The organism is Oceanicella sp. SM1341 (genome assembly GCF_003448965.1).
Taxonomy (GTDB): Bacteria; Pseudomonadota; Alphaproteobacteria; order Rhodobacterales; family Rhodobacteraceae; genus Paroceanicella.
This window is the reverse complement of sequence record NZ_QRGC01000017.1, coordinates 14,226-28,308: the sequence shown is the minus strand read 5'-3', so window position 1 is coordinate 28,308 and position 14,083 is coordinate 14,226. Positions and strand designations below refer to the sequence as shown.

The 14,083-nt window shown below is 69.9% G+C and carries 15 protein-coding genes; 3 read left to right on the top strand and 12 right to left on the bottom strand.

Going from position 1 to position 14,083, the window contains the following annotated elements:
- Positions 1–29 precede the first annotated feature (29 nt).
- From D3P35_RS15585 to D3P35_RS15565, 5 genes are all read right to left on the bottom strand, one after another.
- Entirely contained in the window at positions 30–1,409 is a 1,380-nt protein-coding gene (locus D3P35_RS15585; RefSeq protein WP_118135670.1) for an aminotransferase, read from the bottom strand.
- Between the two features lie 121 nt (positions 1,410–1,530).
- The gene (locus D3P35_RS15580) at positions 1,531–1,977 is read right to left on the bottom strand and encodes a hypothetical protein (RefSeq protein WP_118135669.1); all 447 of its coding nucleotides are present in this window, start codon (positions 1,975–1,977) and stop codon (positions 1,531–1,533) included.
- An 86-nt stretch (positions 1,978–2,063) separates the two neighbouring features.
- The gene (locus tag D3P35_RS15575; protein ID WP_118135668.1) at positions 2,064–2,510 is read right to left on the bottom strand and encodes a hypothetical protein; all 447 of its coding nucleotides are present in this window, start codon (positions 2,508–2,510) and stop codon (positions 2,064–2,066) included.
- Between the two features lie 19 nt (positions 2,511–2,529).
- On the bottom strand, positions 2,530–2,964 hold the full coding sequence (locus tag D3P35_RS15570) for a hypothetical protein (protein ID WP_118135667.1): 435 nt from the start codon (positions 2,962–2,964) through the stop codon (positions 2,530–2,532).
- A 49-nt stretch (positions 2,965–3,013) separates the two neighbouring features.
- A complete protein-coding gene (locus D3P35_RS15565) occupies positions 3,014–3,469 on the bottom strand; it encodes a hypothetical protein (RefSeq protein WP_118135666.1) in 456 nt (151 codons plus the stop codon).
- A 524-nt stretch (positions 3,470–3,993) separates the two neighbouring features.
- On the opposite strand from D3P35_RS15565, the gene D3P35_RS15560 reads away from it, so the two are divergent.
- The gene (locus tag D3P35_RS15560; RefSeq protein WP_118135741.1) at positions 3,994–5,526 is read left to right on the top strand and encodes a bifunctional UDP-sugar hydrolase/5'-nucleotidase; all 1,533 of its coding nucleotides are present in this window, start codon (positions 3,994–3,996) and stop codon (positions 5,524–5,526) included.
- Positions 5,527–5,629: 103 nt separating this feature from the next.
- Positions 5,630–6,301 carry a response regulator gene (locus tag D3P35_RS15555; RefSeq protein WP_157982170.1) on the top strand — a complete coding sequence of 224 codons (672 nt, stop codon included), beginning with the start codon at positions 5,630–5,632 and terminating at the stop codon, positions 6,299–6,301.
- Positions 6,302–6,480: 179 nt separating this feature from the next.
- Here D3P35_RS15555 and D3P35_RS15550 read toward each other — a convergent pair whose 3' ends face one another.
- The 7 genes from D3P35_RS15550 to D3P35_RS15520 form a co-directional block, all read right to left on the bottom strand.
- On the bottom strand, positions 6,481–7,524 hold the full coding sequence (locus D3P35_RS15550; protein WP_118135664.1) for a low specificity L-threonine aldolase: 1,044 nt from the start codon (positions 7,522–7,524) through the stop codon (positions 6,481–6,483).
- Positions 7,524–7,976 carry a YcgN family cysteine cluster protein gene (locus tag D3P35_RS15545; RefSeq protein WP_118135663.1) on the bottom strand — a complete coding sequence of 151 codons (453 nt, stop codon included), beginning with the start codon at positions 7,974–7,976 and terminating at the stop codon, positions 7,524–7,526. The genes D3P35_RS15550 and D3P35_RS15545 overlap by 1 nt, the downstream gene beginning before the upstream one ends.
- A gap of 37 nt (positions 7,977–8,013) precedes the next feature.
- Positions 8,014–9,366, bottom strand: coding sequence for an MFS transporter (locus D3P35_RS15540; RefSeq protein ID WP_118135662.1), 1,353 nt, complete (start codon positions 9,364–9,366; stop codon positions 8,014–8,016).
- A 61-nt stretch (positions 9,367–9,427) separates the two neighbouring features.
- Positions 9,428–10,204 carry a 1-acyl-sn-glycerol-3-phosphate acyltransferase gene (locus D3P35_RS15535; RefSeq protein ID WP_118135661.1) on the bottom strand — a complete coding sequence of 259 codons (777 nt, stop codon included), beginning with the start codon at positions 10,202–10,204 and terminating at the stop codon, positions 9,428–9,430.
- A 63-nt stretch (positions 10,205–10,267) separates the two neighbouring features.
- Positions 10,268–11,215: a bifunctional riboflavin kinase/FAD synthetase gene (locus tag D3P35_RS15530; protein WP_118135660.1), complete on the bottom strand. Its 948-nt coding sequence runs from the start codon at positions 11,213–11,215 to the stop codon at positions 10,268–10,270.
- 29 nt (positions 11,216–11,244) lie between these two features.
- Positions 11,245–11,688, bottom strand: a complete 444-nt coding sequence (locus D3P35_RS15525) for a MaoC family dehydratase (protein WP_118135659.1) — start codon at positions 11,686–11,688, stop codon at positions 11,245–11,247.
- Positions 11,689–11,859: 171 nt separating this feature from the next.
- Positions 11,860–13,230: a PLP-dependent aminotransferase family protein gene (locus tag D3P35_RS15520; RefSeq protein ID WP_118135658.1), complete on the bottom strand. Its 1,371-nt coding sequence runs from the start codon at positions 13,228–13,230 to the stop codon at positions 11,860–11,862.
- A gap of 316 nt (positions 13,231–13,546) precedes the next feature.
- Here D3P35_RS15520 and D3P35_RS15515 point away from each other — a divergent pair, with 316 nt between their 5' ends.
- On the top strand, positions 13,547–14,029 hold the full coding sequence (locus D3P35_RS15515; protein WP_118135657.1) for an MSMEG_0572/Sll0783 family nitrogen starvation response protein: 483 nt from the start codon (positions 13,547–13,549) through the stop codon (positions 14,027–14,029).
- Positions 14,030–14,083 lie beyond the last annotated feature (54 nt).

The following is a 14,083-nucleotide window of genomic DNA, read 5'->3' as shown; positions in this document are numbered from 1 at the left end:
GGCCTTTTCCTGATGTTCCGGTGAAGGGCTCAGCCCTTCACGAAGCCTTCGGCCTTGCCCCAGGCGTAGGTGGCGTCGAGGGCCTCTTCCATCGGGGCGAACATCTCCTCGATCTCGGCCTCGTTGATGATCATCGGCGGGCAGAAGGCCATCGAGTCGCCGATGGAGCGCAGGATCACGCCGCGCGACAGCAGCTCGGCGCCGAGCTTGGCACCCATCTTGCCGGGCTGCTCGAAGGCGGCCGGGGTTCCGTCCGGGGTGAGCTCGAGCGCGCCCATCAGGCCGAGCGCGCGCACCTCGCCCACCAGCGGGTGGTCCTTGTAGGCGTTGAGCTTTGCGGCGAAGAGCGGCGCGAGCTTCTTCACGTGGCCGACGATGTCGCGCTCGCGGTAGATGTCGAGCACCTTGGCGCCCACGGCGCAGGACACCGGGTGGCCGCCATAGGTGAAGCCGTGGCCGAAGGTGCCGATGGTGCCGGAGTTCGCCTCCACCGCCTCGGCCATGCGCGCGTCCATCGCCACGGCGGAGAGCGGCGCGTAGCCGGCGGTGAGCTGCTTGGCCAGCGACATCGAGTTGCGCGGCATCTCCAGCGTGTCGGAGCCGAACCACTCACCCGTGCGCCCGAAGCCGCAGATCACCTCGTCGGCGATCATGTGCACGTCGTATTTCTTGCACACCGCGGCGATGGCCGGGAAATAGCCCGCCGGCGGGATGATCACGCCGCCCGCACCCATCACCGGTTCGGCGATGAAGGCGGCGACCGTCTCCGGACCCTCGGCGATGATCAGCGCCTCGAGATCCTCGGCCATGCGCTTCGCGAACTCGGCCTCGGTCTCGCCGGCCTGTGCCTCGCGCCAGAAATGCGGGGTGGAGGTGTGCTTGATGCCCTCCACCGGCAGGTCGAAGTCGCGGTGGTTGTAGGGCAGGCCGGTGAGCGAGGCGGAGACGATGGTCACGCCGTGGTAGGCCTTCTTGCGGGAGATGATCTTCTTCTTCTCCGGCCGGCCAAGGGCGTTGTTCATGTACCAGACCAGCTTGATCTGGGTGTCGTTCGCCTCGGAGCCGGAGGACTGGTAGATCACCCGCGCCATGTCGGGGGCCAGATCCTTGATCTTCTCCGCGAGCTCGATGGCCGGCTCGTGCGAGCGGCCGCCGAAGAGGTGGTAGTAGGGCAGCTTGCCGAGCTGCTCGCGCGCCGCGTCGGCGATCTCGGCGTCGCCGAAGCCCAGCCCGCAGCACCACAGGCCGGCCATGCCCTCGATGTAACCCTTGCCAGCCTGGTCGAACACGCGCACGCCCTCGCCGCGCTCGATCACATGCGCACCGTCGAGGCGCACCTGGCGGGCGTTGGTATAGGGGTGGAGCAGGGCCTCCACGTCACGGGTCTGGGTGTTGGTGAGCTGGTTCATCGGAAAGTCCTCTGGAAGGGTCGCATTGCATGCCGAAACATGCGTAGCGCGGAACGGGAGGCGCGGTCAATGACGCCTCCCCGCCGATTCCGCTCGTCGCGCCTCCCGGGCCCCGGCGGGCTCAGAGCCGGAAGCGGCGCTGGGTCAGCACCAGTTCCGGCGGCGTGGCGGCATAGGCCTCGCTCCAGGGCCTGTCGGTCTTGCCGCAGGCGAGGGTGGTTCCGTTGATCTCGCCGGGCTCGGCGCGGCCGGTGGCGAGGAAGTAGTTCAGCCCCTGCACCAGCCTGTCACCGGCGGCGTCCACCGCCATGGCGGCAAGGAACTGGAAGGCGGGCACCTGCTGCCGGGCGCCGGACTCGGACCAGGCGCCGCAGACCGCGGTGAAGCCGTCCCGCTCCACCACCGCGTAATAGTAGGTGTTGGAGCTGCCCGTGGTCCAGGAGATGACTTCGTATTTCGTGTCGACCTCGGTGTAATCGACGCTGCCGATCTCGGTGACGCCGCCGGCGCAGCCGCCGAGGGCGAGGAGGGTGAGGGCACAGGCGGCGGTGTGAAGGGATCGCATCATATCGCATCTCCGGGGGAGAAGGGCCGGTGGCGGGCCCGGGAAGGGGAGTGTCCGCACCCCCCCCCCGCGGGGGCGCAGCGGCGGGGTCAGTCGTAGAAGCTGCGCTGGGTGAGCACGATATCGGGGGCGACGGCGCCGTAGGCCTCGCGCCAGGGCGTGTCGAACAGCGCGCAGTTCAGCGTGGTGCCGTTGATGCTGCCGGGGTCGGCGGTGCCGGTGCGGGCGAAGAACTCCACGCCATGGGCGATGCGCTCGCCGGCGGCCTCGATGGCGAGGGCGCGCAGCAGCTCGTCCTCGAACAGGCTGTTGCCCGAGCCATAGGTGGAATAGGCGCCGCAGACGCCGGTCTTGCCCTCCGCCTCCTTCACCGCGAAGATGAAGGTGAGGCTCTCGCCGCTGGTCCAGCGGATGATCTGCCCGGTGGGGTTCACCTCGTCGGTGCTTACGCTGGCGAGCGGCCCGAGCGGCTTGCCGCAAGCCGAAAGGGCGAGCAGGGCGAGGCCGGCGGCCAGGGGGCGTGCAATGCGGTTCATGGTCTGTCCTTGGGTGATGTCAGCCGAAAACATGCTGGCGGGAGACGAATTCCGGCTCCGCCTCCTCGAATTCCGCCCGCCAGGGCACGTCGGAGAAGGCGCAGTTGAGCAGGCTGTCGATGTTGCCCGGCTCCATGGGGCCGCCGGCGTTGAAGAACCCGAGGCCGTCCATCACCGTCTCGCCGTCGATCTCCAGCGACGCGTTCCGCAGCAGCTCGGCATAATGGATGCTCACCGCATTGCCGAAATACGACCAGCCACCGCAGACCGCGGTGCGCCCGCCGATGCGGGTGACGGCATAGGCGATGGTGTAGCTCTCGCCGGTCGTCCAGCGGCCGATGCCGCCATGGGTGTCGACCGACGAGGCGCGGACCGTACCCGCGCTGGGCGGCGGGCCCGCGCAGGCGGCGAGCAGCGCGAGGGGGGCGACGAGGGGGAGGGCGGTGTGGCGCATGGACTGGTCTCCGGCGGTCGGGCGGATCTTGCGGAGGCCGAGCGGGTGCTCAGCCGTTGAAGCTGCGCTGCACGGCGACGAGCCGCGGGCGCTGCGTGGCGTAGGCCCCGGACCAGGGCCGGTCGGACAGCGCGCAGCTCAGCGTCTGCGTGTCGACGGTGCCGGGCTCGGCCACGCCGGTGGCGGTGAAATACGAGACGTCGGAAAGCAGCGTCTCGTCGGCCATCTCCACGCGCATGGCGCGCAGCAGCATCGGGTAGTGCTGGCGCGTGGCATTGCCGAAATACGACCAGGCCCCGCAGACCGCAGTCTGCCCCGAGATCTGCGTCACGGCATAGATCACGGTGAAGCTCTCGCCGCTGCGCCAGCGGCCCATGTAGGCGGAGGGGCTGACCGCGCTCACCTCCACCGTGCCGGCGCGCACCGGCGGCGCGGGCCGGGCACAGGCGGTGAGCGCGAGGGCGGCGCAGGTGGCCGCGGCGAGGGCGGAAAGCGGAACGGGCATGGCCGGACCTCCGGTGAAATGGCAAGACCCGTCGCGGTGACGGAGGAAATGGACCCGCCGGAACGGCGGAGGGATGTCGGTCGCCGGGATGGCGGGAGCAATGGGCCGTCAGGAGGGAGGGCGGGCGCGCGGGCTGCGCCGCGGCCGCCGGAGGCGTTCGGATGTGGACGGACGGAGGCCGCGCCGCGCCGGATCTGCCCCGCCGGGCCCGGAGCGCCGCGCGAGGGCGGGGCGCTGCGCCGTCGTGGCGCGGGGCGGGGGCGGGATACGCAGGACGGGCATTGGAACGCGGGTGTCTCCGGACTGGCAGGACCCGCAGAAGGCCATGCCGCGCTCTTCGGGTCAAGTCTCGCGCTGCGGGCATGCGGGCGGTGGTGTTCGGCCTGCGGTTGCGCGCTTGACCTGAGCGTGGGCCTCGCTCACCATTCCCCTATCCGGCCCCCGGAAAGGTTCCGGAATTTCACAGGGGAGAACTAGTCTTGAAGCTCGCGAGAACCCTCACGATCGGCTCCGCCATCGCTCTGATGGCCGGCATGGCGCATGCGGAGTATCGGCTCACCGTCCTGCACACCAACGACTTCCATGCCCGCTTCGAGCCGATCTCGAAATACGACAGCGGCTGCAGCGAGGAGGACAACACCGCCGGCGCCTGCTTCGGCGGCTCCGCCCGGCTCGCCACCGCCATCGCCGAGCAGCGCGAGGCCACGCCGAACTCGCTGCTGGTGGACGGCGGCGACCAGTTCCAGGGCACGCTGTTCTACACCTATTACAAGGGCAAGCTCGCCGCCGAGATGATGAACCGCCTCGGCTACGACGCGATGACCGTGGGCAACCACGAATTCGACGACGGGCCCGAGGTGCTGCGCGGTTTCATCGACGCGCTCGAGTTCCCCATCCTGATGTCGAACGCCGATGTCTCGGCCGAGCCGCAGCTCGCCGACGTGCTGAAGAAATCCACCGTCATCGAGAAGGACGGCGAGAAGATCGGCCTCATCGGCCTCACCCCGCAGGACACCGACGAGCTCGCCTCGCCGGGGCCGAACGTGACCTTCTCCGACCCCTCGGAGGCCGTGCGCGCCGAGGTGGCGAAGCTCACCGAGCTGGGCGTGAACAAGATCGTCGTGCTCTCGCATTCCGGCTACTCGGTGGACAAGAAGGTGGCGGCCGAGGTGGACGGCATCGACGTGATCGTCGGCGGCCACACCAACACCTATCTCTCCAACACCGCCGAGGGGGCGGAGGGCCCGTACCCCACCATGGTCAACGGCACGGCCATCGTCTCGGCCTATGCCTACGGCAAGTTCCTCGGCAAGCTCGACCTGGTGTTCGACGATGACGGCAACGTCACCTCCGCCACCGGCGAGCCGCTGATCATGGATGCCGCCGTCACCGAGGACGTGCCGGTGAAGGAGCGCATCGCCGAGGCCGCGAAGCCGCTCGACGAGATCCGCAACGAGGTGATCGGCTCCACCGCCGCCCCGATCGACGGCTCGAAGGACAGCTGCCGCATCTCCGAGTGCGAGATGGGCGTGCTGGTGGCCGACGCCATGCTGGCCCGGGTGAAGGACCAGGGCGTGACCATGGCCATCGCCAACGGCGGCGGCCTGCGCGCCTCCATCGACGAGGGCGAGGTGACCATGGGCGAGGTGCTCACGGTGCTGCCGTTCCAGAACACGCTCGCCACCTTCCAGCTCAAGGGCGCCGACGTGGTGGCGGCCCTCGAGAACGGCGTGAGCCAGGTGGAGGAGATGGCCGGGCGCTTCCCGCAGGTGGCCGGGCTGAAATACACCTGGAGCCGCGGCGCGCCGGCCGGCAGCCGCATAAAGTCGGTCATGGTGGCCGATGGCGAGGGCTGGGCCCCGATCGACCCCGAGGCCACCTATTCCGTGGTGTCGAACAACTACATGCGCTCGGGCGGCGACGGCTACAAGGTCTTCGCCGAGGACGGCATGAACGCCTATGACTACGGCCCCGGCCTCGAGGAAGTGGTGGCGAACTACATCGAGGCCTCCGGTGGCTACACGCCCTACACCGACGGGCGCATCACCGAGGAATGAGCCTGTCGCGCCGGGCGGCCCCGCTGCCCGGCGCCCCCTCTTCGGACTTCCTTAATCTCCTCGCGCCTAGACTTCCCCGAGGTCGCAAATGCGGGAGGGTCGCATGAGGGAGAGTCCTGTTCAGCTCAGCAGTTCTGCGGACATGCTGGGCGTAGCCATCGCGGAGCGGCAGTTGTCCTGCCTGCTCGTGGATGACAGCCGTTTCGACCGCCGGCGCGTGCGCTACGTGGCCGAGCGCAGCGGGGTAGACGTGCGCTTCCTCGAGGCGACGACCATCGCCGAGGCGCGGGACGCGCTCGATTCCCAGCCCATCGACTTCATCCTGCTCGACAATTTCCTGCCTGACGGTCAGGGGCTCGGCCTCGCGCTCGACCTGTCGGAGCGGGCGATCCCGGTGATCATGCTCAGCGGGCAGGACGAGAACGGCCTTGCCGATGCCGCGATCTGGGCTGGGATGGACGAATTCGTGCAGAAGGACCGGCTCAGCCCCGAGCTCTTCGCCGAGGTTGTGCGCGCGCTGGTGCAGCGCGGCCGCACCGCGCCGCTGCACGAGGTGCATGGCGGGGCGGAGGAGCCGGGCCAGTTCGCGCGGGACTGCGTGGCCGAGATGCAGCCGCCGATCTCGCGTCTCTGCACCCTCACGCGGGAGATGCGCCATCACATCGGCGGCGCCGATGTCGTGTCCCAACACCGTATCCTGAGCGAGATGGACGAGCTTTGCGGAGCGCTGTCCGACTACCTCTCCGATATCCGCAAGAACATCCGCCCGAGCTGAGGGCATGCCGATGCCCGGGGGCGGCGCGGAGCGCGCCCGCCGGGAGCAGCCGGGCCGCCTTCGCGGCCGGCAGCCCGGCCCGCGCCGCCCCGCTGTGGAGCGCCGCCCGTCCGGCGCACCGGAAGCGGGCAGGGAAGGGCCCGCGCCACCGGCGGGGGCCTGAAAGCGCCAGGGGCGCTTCAGAGGGCGTTCAGGAGATTGTCCACGTCCTCGGCGGTCGTCGACCAGTTGCACACCATCCGGCAGGAGAGCAGCTCGTCGTCCGGCCCCTCGAGGGACTGGTTGAACGGCCAGAAGTAGTAATGCGCCCCGGCCTGCAGCGCGCGCTTGTGGCTGGCGCGCGGGAAGGCGGCGAAGATGGCATTGGCCTGCACCGGGTGCAGCAGCCGGGCCTGGCGGGCGCGCAGCCCCTCGGCCAGCCGGTCGGCCGCCGCATTCGCCGCCGCGGCGAGGCGCAGCCACAGCCCGTCGGTGAGATAGGCGTCCATCTGGGCCGAGAGGTAGCGGTGCTTGGAGAACAGGTGCCCGCCGCGCTTGCGCCGCAGCTCGAATTCCCAGGCCTTCGCGGGGTCGAAGATCACCACCGCCTCGACGCCCATCAGCCCGTTCTTGGTGCCGCCGAAGGAGAGGATGTCGACCCCCGCCTTCCAGGTGAGCTCGGCCGGGGTGCAGCCCAGCCGCACCAGGGCGTTGGCGAAACGCGCGCCGTCCATGTGCGCCGGCACGTGATGCGCCTTCGCCAGCCCGGCAAGCTCGGAGACCTCGGCCGCGGTGTAGATCGCGCCGTTCTCGGTGGCGTTGGTGAGCGAGAGCGCGCCCTTCTGCACGTTGTGCACCCCGCCGCGCCCGGTGAACTGCAGCGCGCGGGCGAGGGATTCGGGCGCGATCTTCGCGTCCTTGCCGTCGAGCAGGGTGAGCTTGGCGCCGCCGGTGTAGAACTCCGGTGCGGCGCATTCGTCTTCCTCGATATGCGCGTTGCGATGGCAGAACACCGTGGCCCAGGGCGGGCAGAGCATGGCCAGCGACAGCGCGTTCGCCGTGGTGCCGGTGGCCACGAGATAGACCGCGGCCTCCGGCGCCTCGAAGATCTCGCGGATCTTCGCGGTCACCCGCGCCATGATCGGGTCGGCTCCGTAGGAGGCGGCATAGCCCGCGTTCGCGGCACCGAGTGCTGCCATCACCTCGGGGGCCACCGGACCTGCATTGTCAGAGCTGAACCACATCAGATGTCTCTCCAGATTATGTGATCTTCGAGGTCGTCCTCGTCGACCTCCCATTCCGGCACCGTGGCATGGTGCATCGAGTTTCCGCTGCGCCGCGGGCTGTCGGCCCGGCCGGTGAGGAGCGGGTGCCAGGTCGGCAGCCCCTCGCCGTAGGACAGCCGGCGGTAGGCGCAGGTGCGGGGCATCCAGTCGCGGATCTGGGGCAGGTTGTCGGGCGTGATCACCACGCAGCCCTGCACCAGCGACTGGCGCAGCGCATACTGGCTGCAGCGGCAGGTGCTGTCGTCGAACAGCCGGCAGGCGACATCGGTGTAATGCACCCGGCCGGTGTCCTCGTCCTCGAGCTTCAGCACGCAGCACTTGCCGCAGCCGTCGCACAGCGCTTCCCACTCCTCGGAGGTCATCTCCGTGAGGGGTACGGTTTTCCAGAAGGCGGGGCGCAGCTTGGACATGGATGTTTCTAGGCCGGATTGCGCAGCGTTTCCAGCCTCATCGCGTCTCGTTGGCGTGAGGGGTGGAAAGGTCGGGCCCGGCGCGGTGGTGGCGCCAGATCAGCGCCGCCGCACCGATGCCGCTGAGCCCGAACACCACCATCACGTCTTCCCGCGCGAGGCCCGCGGCGACCAGCGCGATGGCGAGCAGCGCCGAGACCACCATGGAGATCGAATCGACCACGTTCGAGCAGGCCACGAAGCGCCCGCGCTCCCCCTCCGGCGAGGTGGCCTGGTAGACCACCGAGAGCGGCACCACGTAGAGCCCCGCCGCCGCCGCCATCAGCGTGAAGCCGGCGAGCAGCGGCCAGGCATCGGCGCGCGCGAGGAAGGCGACGCCGTCGAGCAGCGGCGCGTCGGGGGCGATATCGGCGCCGTAGCCCGCGAGCCCGGCGCGGAAGATCAGCATGCCGGCGAGGATGCCGAGTGCGCCGAGCGGGGCCGTGCGGTAGCTCACCGCGCCGCGCAGCACCCGGTTGCACATCAGCGCGCCGAGGGCGACGCCCACCGAGAAGGTGACGAGCAGCAGCAGGGCCACGTCCTCGGTGCCGTGCAGGTTTTCCTTGGCAAGCGGCGGGATGAAGCTCAGCACCGCCGCCCCGGTGAACCAGAACCAGCCCGAGAGCAGGATGGCGAAGAACGGCTCGGGCCAGCGCGCCCCGTCGCGCAGCGAGTGCACCATGGCGCGCGGCAGCAGCCAGTCGACCCGCGGCGCCGGGCCCAGCGGCGGCACGGGGCGCGCGCGCAGCGAGGCGAGCCAGCCCGCGACGGCGATCACGATCACCGCGATGGAGGCCACCGTCACGCCGTCCTCGGTCAGCACCAGCTTCGCCCCGGCGATCTGGCCGAGGATGATGGCGAGGAAGGTGGCCGCCTGCACCAGCCCATTGCCGGCCACCAGCTCGTGCCGCGCGAGGTAGCGCGGCAGCACGGCGTATTTGATCGGCGCGAAGAAGGCCGATTGCGCCCCCATGGCGAAGAGCAGCACGAAGAGCAGCGTGACGTTCTGCACCTGGAAGGCGAGGGCGGCGAGGGCCATCAGCACGATTTCGGCGAATTTCACCCAGCGCATCATCACCGCCTTGTCCACCCGGTCGGAGATCAGCCCCGCGGTGGGGGAGATCAGCGCGAAGGGCAGGATGAACAGGGCGGCGGAGACCTGCACCAGCAGGTCCAGCTCGCCCTCCAGCCCGCGCTCGCGTGCCAGCCGCCAGGTGAGCAGCGCCACGAAGGCGGTCTTGAAGCACTGGTCGTTGAAGGCGCCGAGGAACTGCACCCAGAACAGCGGCCAGAAGCGGCGGCTGCGCAGCAGGCCGAACTGGCTGGGCTCGGGCGCCGGGCCCTGGGTCATGCGCTCTCTCCTGCTCTGCCGGGCGGTGAGCTTCCCGCATGCGACGGCCCGGGGGGTGGCGTCAATCCCGGTTGGGGGCTTTCGCTGCGTGAAGGGCGCGGGCCTCTGCGGCGCGCGCGGGGCTCGCGTGTTCCTCGATCAGCGCCATGGTGGCGGTCTCGATCGTCTCCTCCAGCCGGGCCATGAAGGGCTCGAGGGCGAGGCCCGGCGGGATCGGGGCGAGGAATTCGGCCGCCCCGGTGGTGCCGGGGTGCTTCACCCATTCGCGCCGCGGCCAGATCACGCCCACGGAGAAGGCGACGGGGGTCGCCTCCACCCCCAGCGCCTCGTAGATGCGCCACACGCCGGTGCGGTAGCGCTCGCGCGCGCCGAGGCTCATCAGCGTGCCCTCGGGGTAGATCAGCACCGGCCGGCCCTCGGCATGCACCCGGGCGGCGCCCTCGACCACGGCGGCGCTGCGCCCGGCAGGGGGGCCCGAGACCGGCACGAGGATGTATTCCAGCCGGCGGATGATGCGGCCCACGAAAGGGTAGCCCTCCAGCTCCTGCATGGCGATGGCGCCGGCCTGGGGGAAGAGGGCGAGCAGCAGGATGGCGTCGAGCTCGGACTGGTGCTTGGCCACGATCAGCGCCGGGCCGCCGGGGGGCAGGGCCTCGAGCCCGCGCACCTCGATCTTGGCGCCGAGGATGAGCCGGGTGGCGCCGAGCATGGTCTTCGCCCAGAGGCCGAGCAGCCCGCGCAGGGTGCGTGGCCCGGCGACGAAGCTCAGGCCCCAGGCGAAGCCGGCAGTGAGGAAGGTGAACCCGTAGAGCCAGAGATTGAACAGCGTTGAGCGCAATGACGGCCCCTCCGCTGTGGCCCGGGCGCGAGCGTGCCCGGTTTTGCCGCCCCTGCCAACCGGTCAGAGTGGCGCGGCGGCCTTCAACGTGGCGCGGGCGGTCTCGCAGTCGCGGTTCATCTGCTCGATGAGGGCGGGAAGCCCGTCGAAGCGCAGCTCGGGGCGCTGGAAATCGACGAGCCCGACCGAGAGCTCGGCGCCGTAGAGATCGCCGGAGAAGTCGAACAGGAACACCTCGAGGTTGGGCCGGTTCTCGCCGAACATCGGCCGCACGCCCAGCGAGGCGGCGCCGTGGTAGGTGCCGGCATGCGGGCCCTCCAGCACGTCGACCGTGACGGCATAAACCCCGAAGGCCGGCAGGTGCAGCCCGTCGAGGGGCATGTTCGCGGTGGGAAAGCCCAGCTCGCGGCCGCGGGCGTCGCCGTGCTCCACCCGCGCCTCGATGCGGTGCCAGTGGCCCAGCATGCGGCGCGCATCGCCCGGGCGGCCCTCGGCGAGGGCACGGCGGATGGCGGTGGAGGAATAGTCGGTCTCGCCGTCGGAGACGATGGGCGCCGCGGTCACGCGGAAGCCCAGCTCGGCGCCGAGGCGGGCAAGCGTGTCCACGTCGCCCGCCCGGCCGCGGCCGAAGCGGAAGTCCTGGCCCACGACGACATGCGACACGCCCAGCCCGCGCACCAGGATGTCCCGGGCGTAATCCTCGGCCGTGAGGCGGGCGAGATCGGCGCCGAAGGGCAGCTCGTAGAGCAGTTCCACCCCCAGCTTGGCCAGCCGGTGGGCGCGCGAGGCCGGGTTCATCAGCCGGAAGGGCGGGGCATCGGGGGCGAAGAAGCTGCGCGGATGCGGCTCGAAGGTGATCACCCCGGCCGGCGCGCTGCTGGCGCGGGCCTCGCGCAGCGCCAGCCCGATCACCGCCTGATGGCCGAGATGGACGCCGTCGAAATTCCCCATGGCGACCGAGGCGCCCCGCTCGGCGGGATCGGTCGTGGCAGTGCTCCGGATGATCCGCATGGCCCCCTGGCGGGGCGCGGCCCCGTCCTTCAGTCGAACTTGCGGCTCGGCGCCAGAACCAGCGCCTCGCCCTTCAGCACGACCGTATCACCCACGCGGGCCGCACAATCAAGCGTCACCCTGCGCTTCGCGTGGTCGATCGAGGTCACTTCCACGGTGGCCTCCACCCGGTCACCGGGGCGCACGGGGGCGAGGAAGCGCATGGTCTGCCCGAGGTAGACGGTGCCATGCCCGGGCAGCTGCTCGCCGATGACGGCCGAGATCAGCCCGGCGGTGAGCATGCCATGCGCGATGCGGCCCTCGAAGATCGTGTCGCGGGCGTAATCATCGTCGAGGTGGACGGGATTGTGGTCGGTGGATACTTCGGCGAACAGCTCGATGTCGCGGTCGGTCACAACCTTGGCCAGGCTGCGGCGCATGCCGATTTCAATGTCTTCGATGACGATCGTGCCTCGGGGCTGGTTGTCGAGCATGTGCCGGTTCCTGGTTGCGTTGCAGCATGGATCGCCCGGTGTCAAGGGCGTTGCTGCAGTGCAACCTAGCGCGGGCGGCCCGGCTTGGCAAGAGGCGCGCGCAAGAATCGCACGCCAGCAGGATTAAAGTCGTAAGATTGTTGCGTGAGGATTTGCGCTCCGCACCGCGATTCAGCCCATCCAGGCCTCCTGCTGCAGGGAATTGGCCATGAACAGCAGGCCGCGCTGCAGCTCCTCGCGGGTGATGGAGCCGCCGAGGCAGACGCGCACGTGCTCGTCGGGCGCGCCGCTCACGGTGAAGACGTCCGAGGGCATCAGGCCCACGTGGCGCCCGGCCATGCGGCCCATCAGGTCGGCCCGGCCGGAGCCCTTGGGCAGGTGCAGCCAGATGTTGAAGGCGTTGGGGTCGGAGGTGAATTTCAGCCCCTCCAGCGTCTCGGCCGCGATGGCCTGGCGCGCCGCACTCTCGGTGCGGATGAAGCGGCGGATGCGCTCGGCCGTGCCGTCCTCGATCCAGTGGGTGGCAAGGGCCGCGGAGATGGGCGAGGGCATCACCGCCGTGGCCCGCAGCGCCTGGGCGAGGTTGAAGGCCCCGCGCGCGCTGGGGGCCACCACATAGGCCAGCCGCAGCCCGGCGCCGATGCATTTCGCGAGGCCGCCGATGTGCCAGGTGAGGTCGGGCGCGCTCACCGCCAGCGGGGCGGGCGCGCGGGCGGGGATGAAGCCGTAGGCGTCGTCCTCGATCAGCGGCAGGCCGTGGCGGTTGAGCACCTCCGACACCTCCAGCCGCCGCGCGGTGGGCATGGTGAGGGTGGTGGGGTTCTGCAGCGTGGGGTTGAGGTAGAGCGCCCGCGGCCCGTGGGCGCGGATCGCGGCCTCCAGCGCGTCGGGCAGGATGCCGCTCTCGTCCATCTCCAGTCCGACGAGCTCGATGCCGAGCCGCCGCGCGATGTTGCGCAGGCCGGGGTAGGTGATGCGCTCGCACAGCACCGCGTCGCCCGCGCCGCAGAGGGTGGAGAGCACGGCCGTCATCGTGGCATGCGCGCCGGGGGTGACGGCGATGCGCTCCAGCCGCGGCACCATTCCGCGCATCGACAGCCAGGTGGAGGCGGCCTCCTTGTCCTTCTCCGAGCCGATGGGCGACTGGTAGCGCAGCAGCGAGACGAGGTTTGCGCCCACGTAGCTGAGCCCCTCGCGCATCTTCTCGAGCAGGGCGGGGTCGGTCGGCTCGGGGGGCATGTTCATCGACAGGTCCTCCTCCCCGGCGCGGGCCGGGTCGGGGGCGGTGGAGCCGTTGGCGCTCGCGGTCACGAAGGTGCCGCGGCCCACGTGGCTGTCGAGCAGCCCGCGGGACTGCGCCTCGGCATAGGCGCGCGAAACGGTGGTGAAATCCACCCCCAGCCGGCCGGCGAGCTTGCGCTGCGGCGGCAGGCGGTCGCCCGGCTTCAGCGTGCCGGCGCGGATGTCCTGGGCGATCGCGTCGGCGATCAGGATGTAGCGTGGCTTGCCGCTCTCGGGGAGCGTCGGCGTCCAGTCGATCAAGTCAGTGGCCCTCCTGTGCCGCTTTCTAGCGCGGTGGCCGGGGGAATTGAAGCGGATTGTATGCAGGGAGGATTGTATGCGGAATGATTCGATTCAGTTTCTGGTTAATGCGTTACGAATGATTCGACGCTTGCCTTGATCTGGATCATTCAATTCCTGCCAGTTTCCGCGGCTGAAGCCCGGAAATCTGCCGAAGAAATCGCCATATCTGCTGTTTTCGCCCAGATAATTGTATGGAGATTGAATTGATAATTGACTGGATATCCGCCCTGCGATCACCCTGCTCCCGACCCCAGCCAGGAACAGGAGATACCAGATGCCTGCAGTCACCCAGGAAGCTCACAAGGACGGCGACTACTTCGTGAACTACGAGGAGAAGGTCTTCGAGGACGTGAAGGCAGAGGCCGGAGAGAAGGCGCTGGTCACCTTCCACACGGTCGCCTTCGAAGGGTCCATCGGCCTCGTGAACATCCTCAACGCCATCCGGCTGAACCGCAAGGGCTACGACACCTCGATCCTGCTCTACGGGCCGGGGGTCACGCTGGGCATCCAGCGCGGCTTCCCCACCCTGGGCGACGAGGCCTTCCCCGGCCACCAGAACTTCGCGGTGAACCTGAAGAAGTTCATGGGCGAGGGCGGCAAGGTCTATGCCTGCCGCTTCGCGCTCCAGGCGCTCTACGGCCACGGCGAGCCCTCGCTGCTGCCCGGCATCACCCCGGTGGCCCCGCAGGACGTGCTGGACTGCATCCTGCTGCACAAGAAGGCGAACGCGGTGATCCTCGACACCTGGACCGTGTGATCCACCCCGGGGGTGCCGGCCGCCGGCGCCCCCATCCCCCCCCGAGAGCGGAGC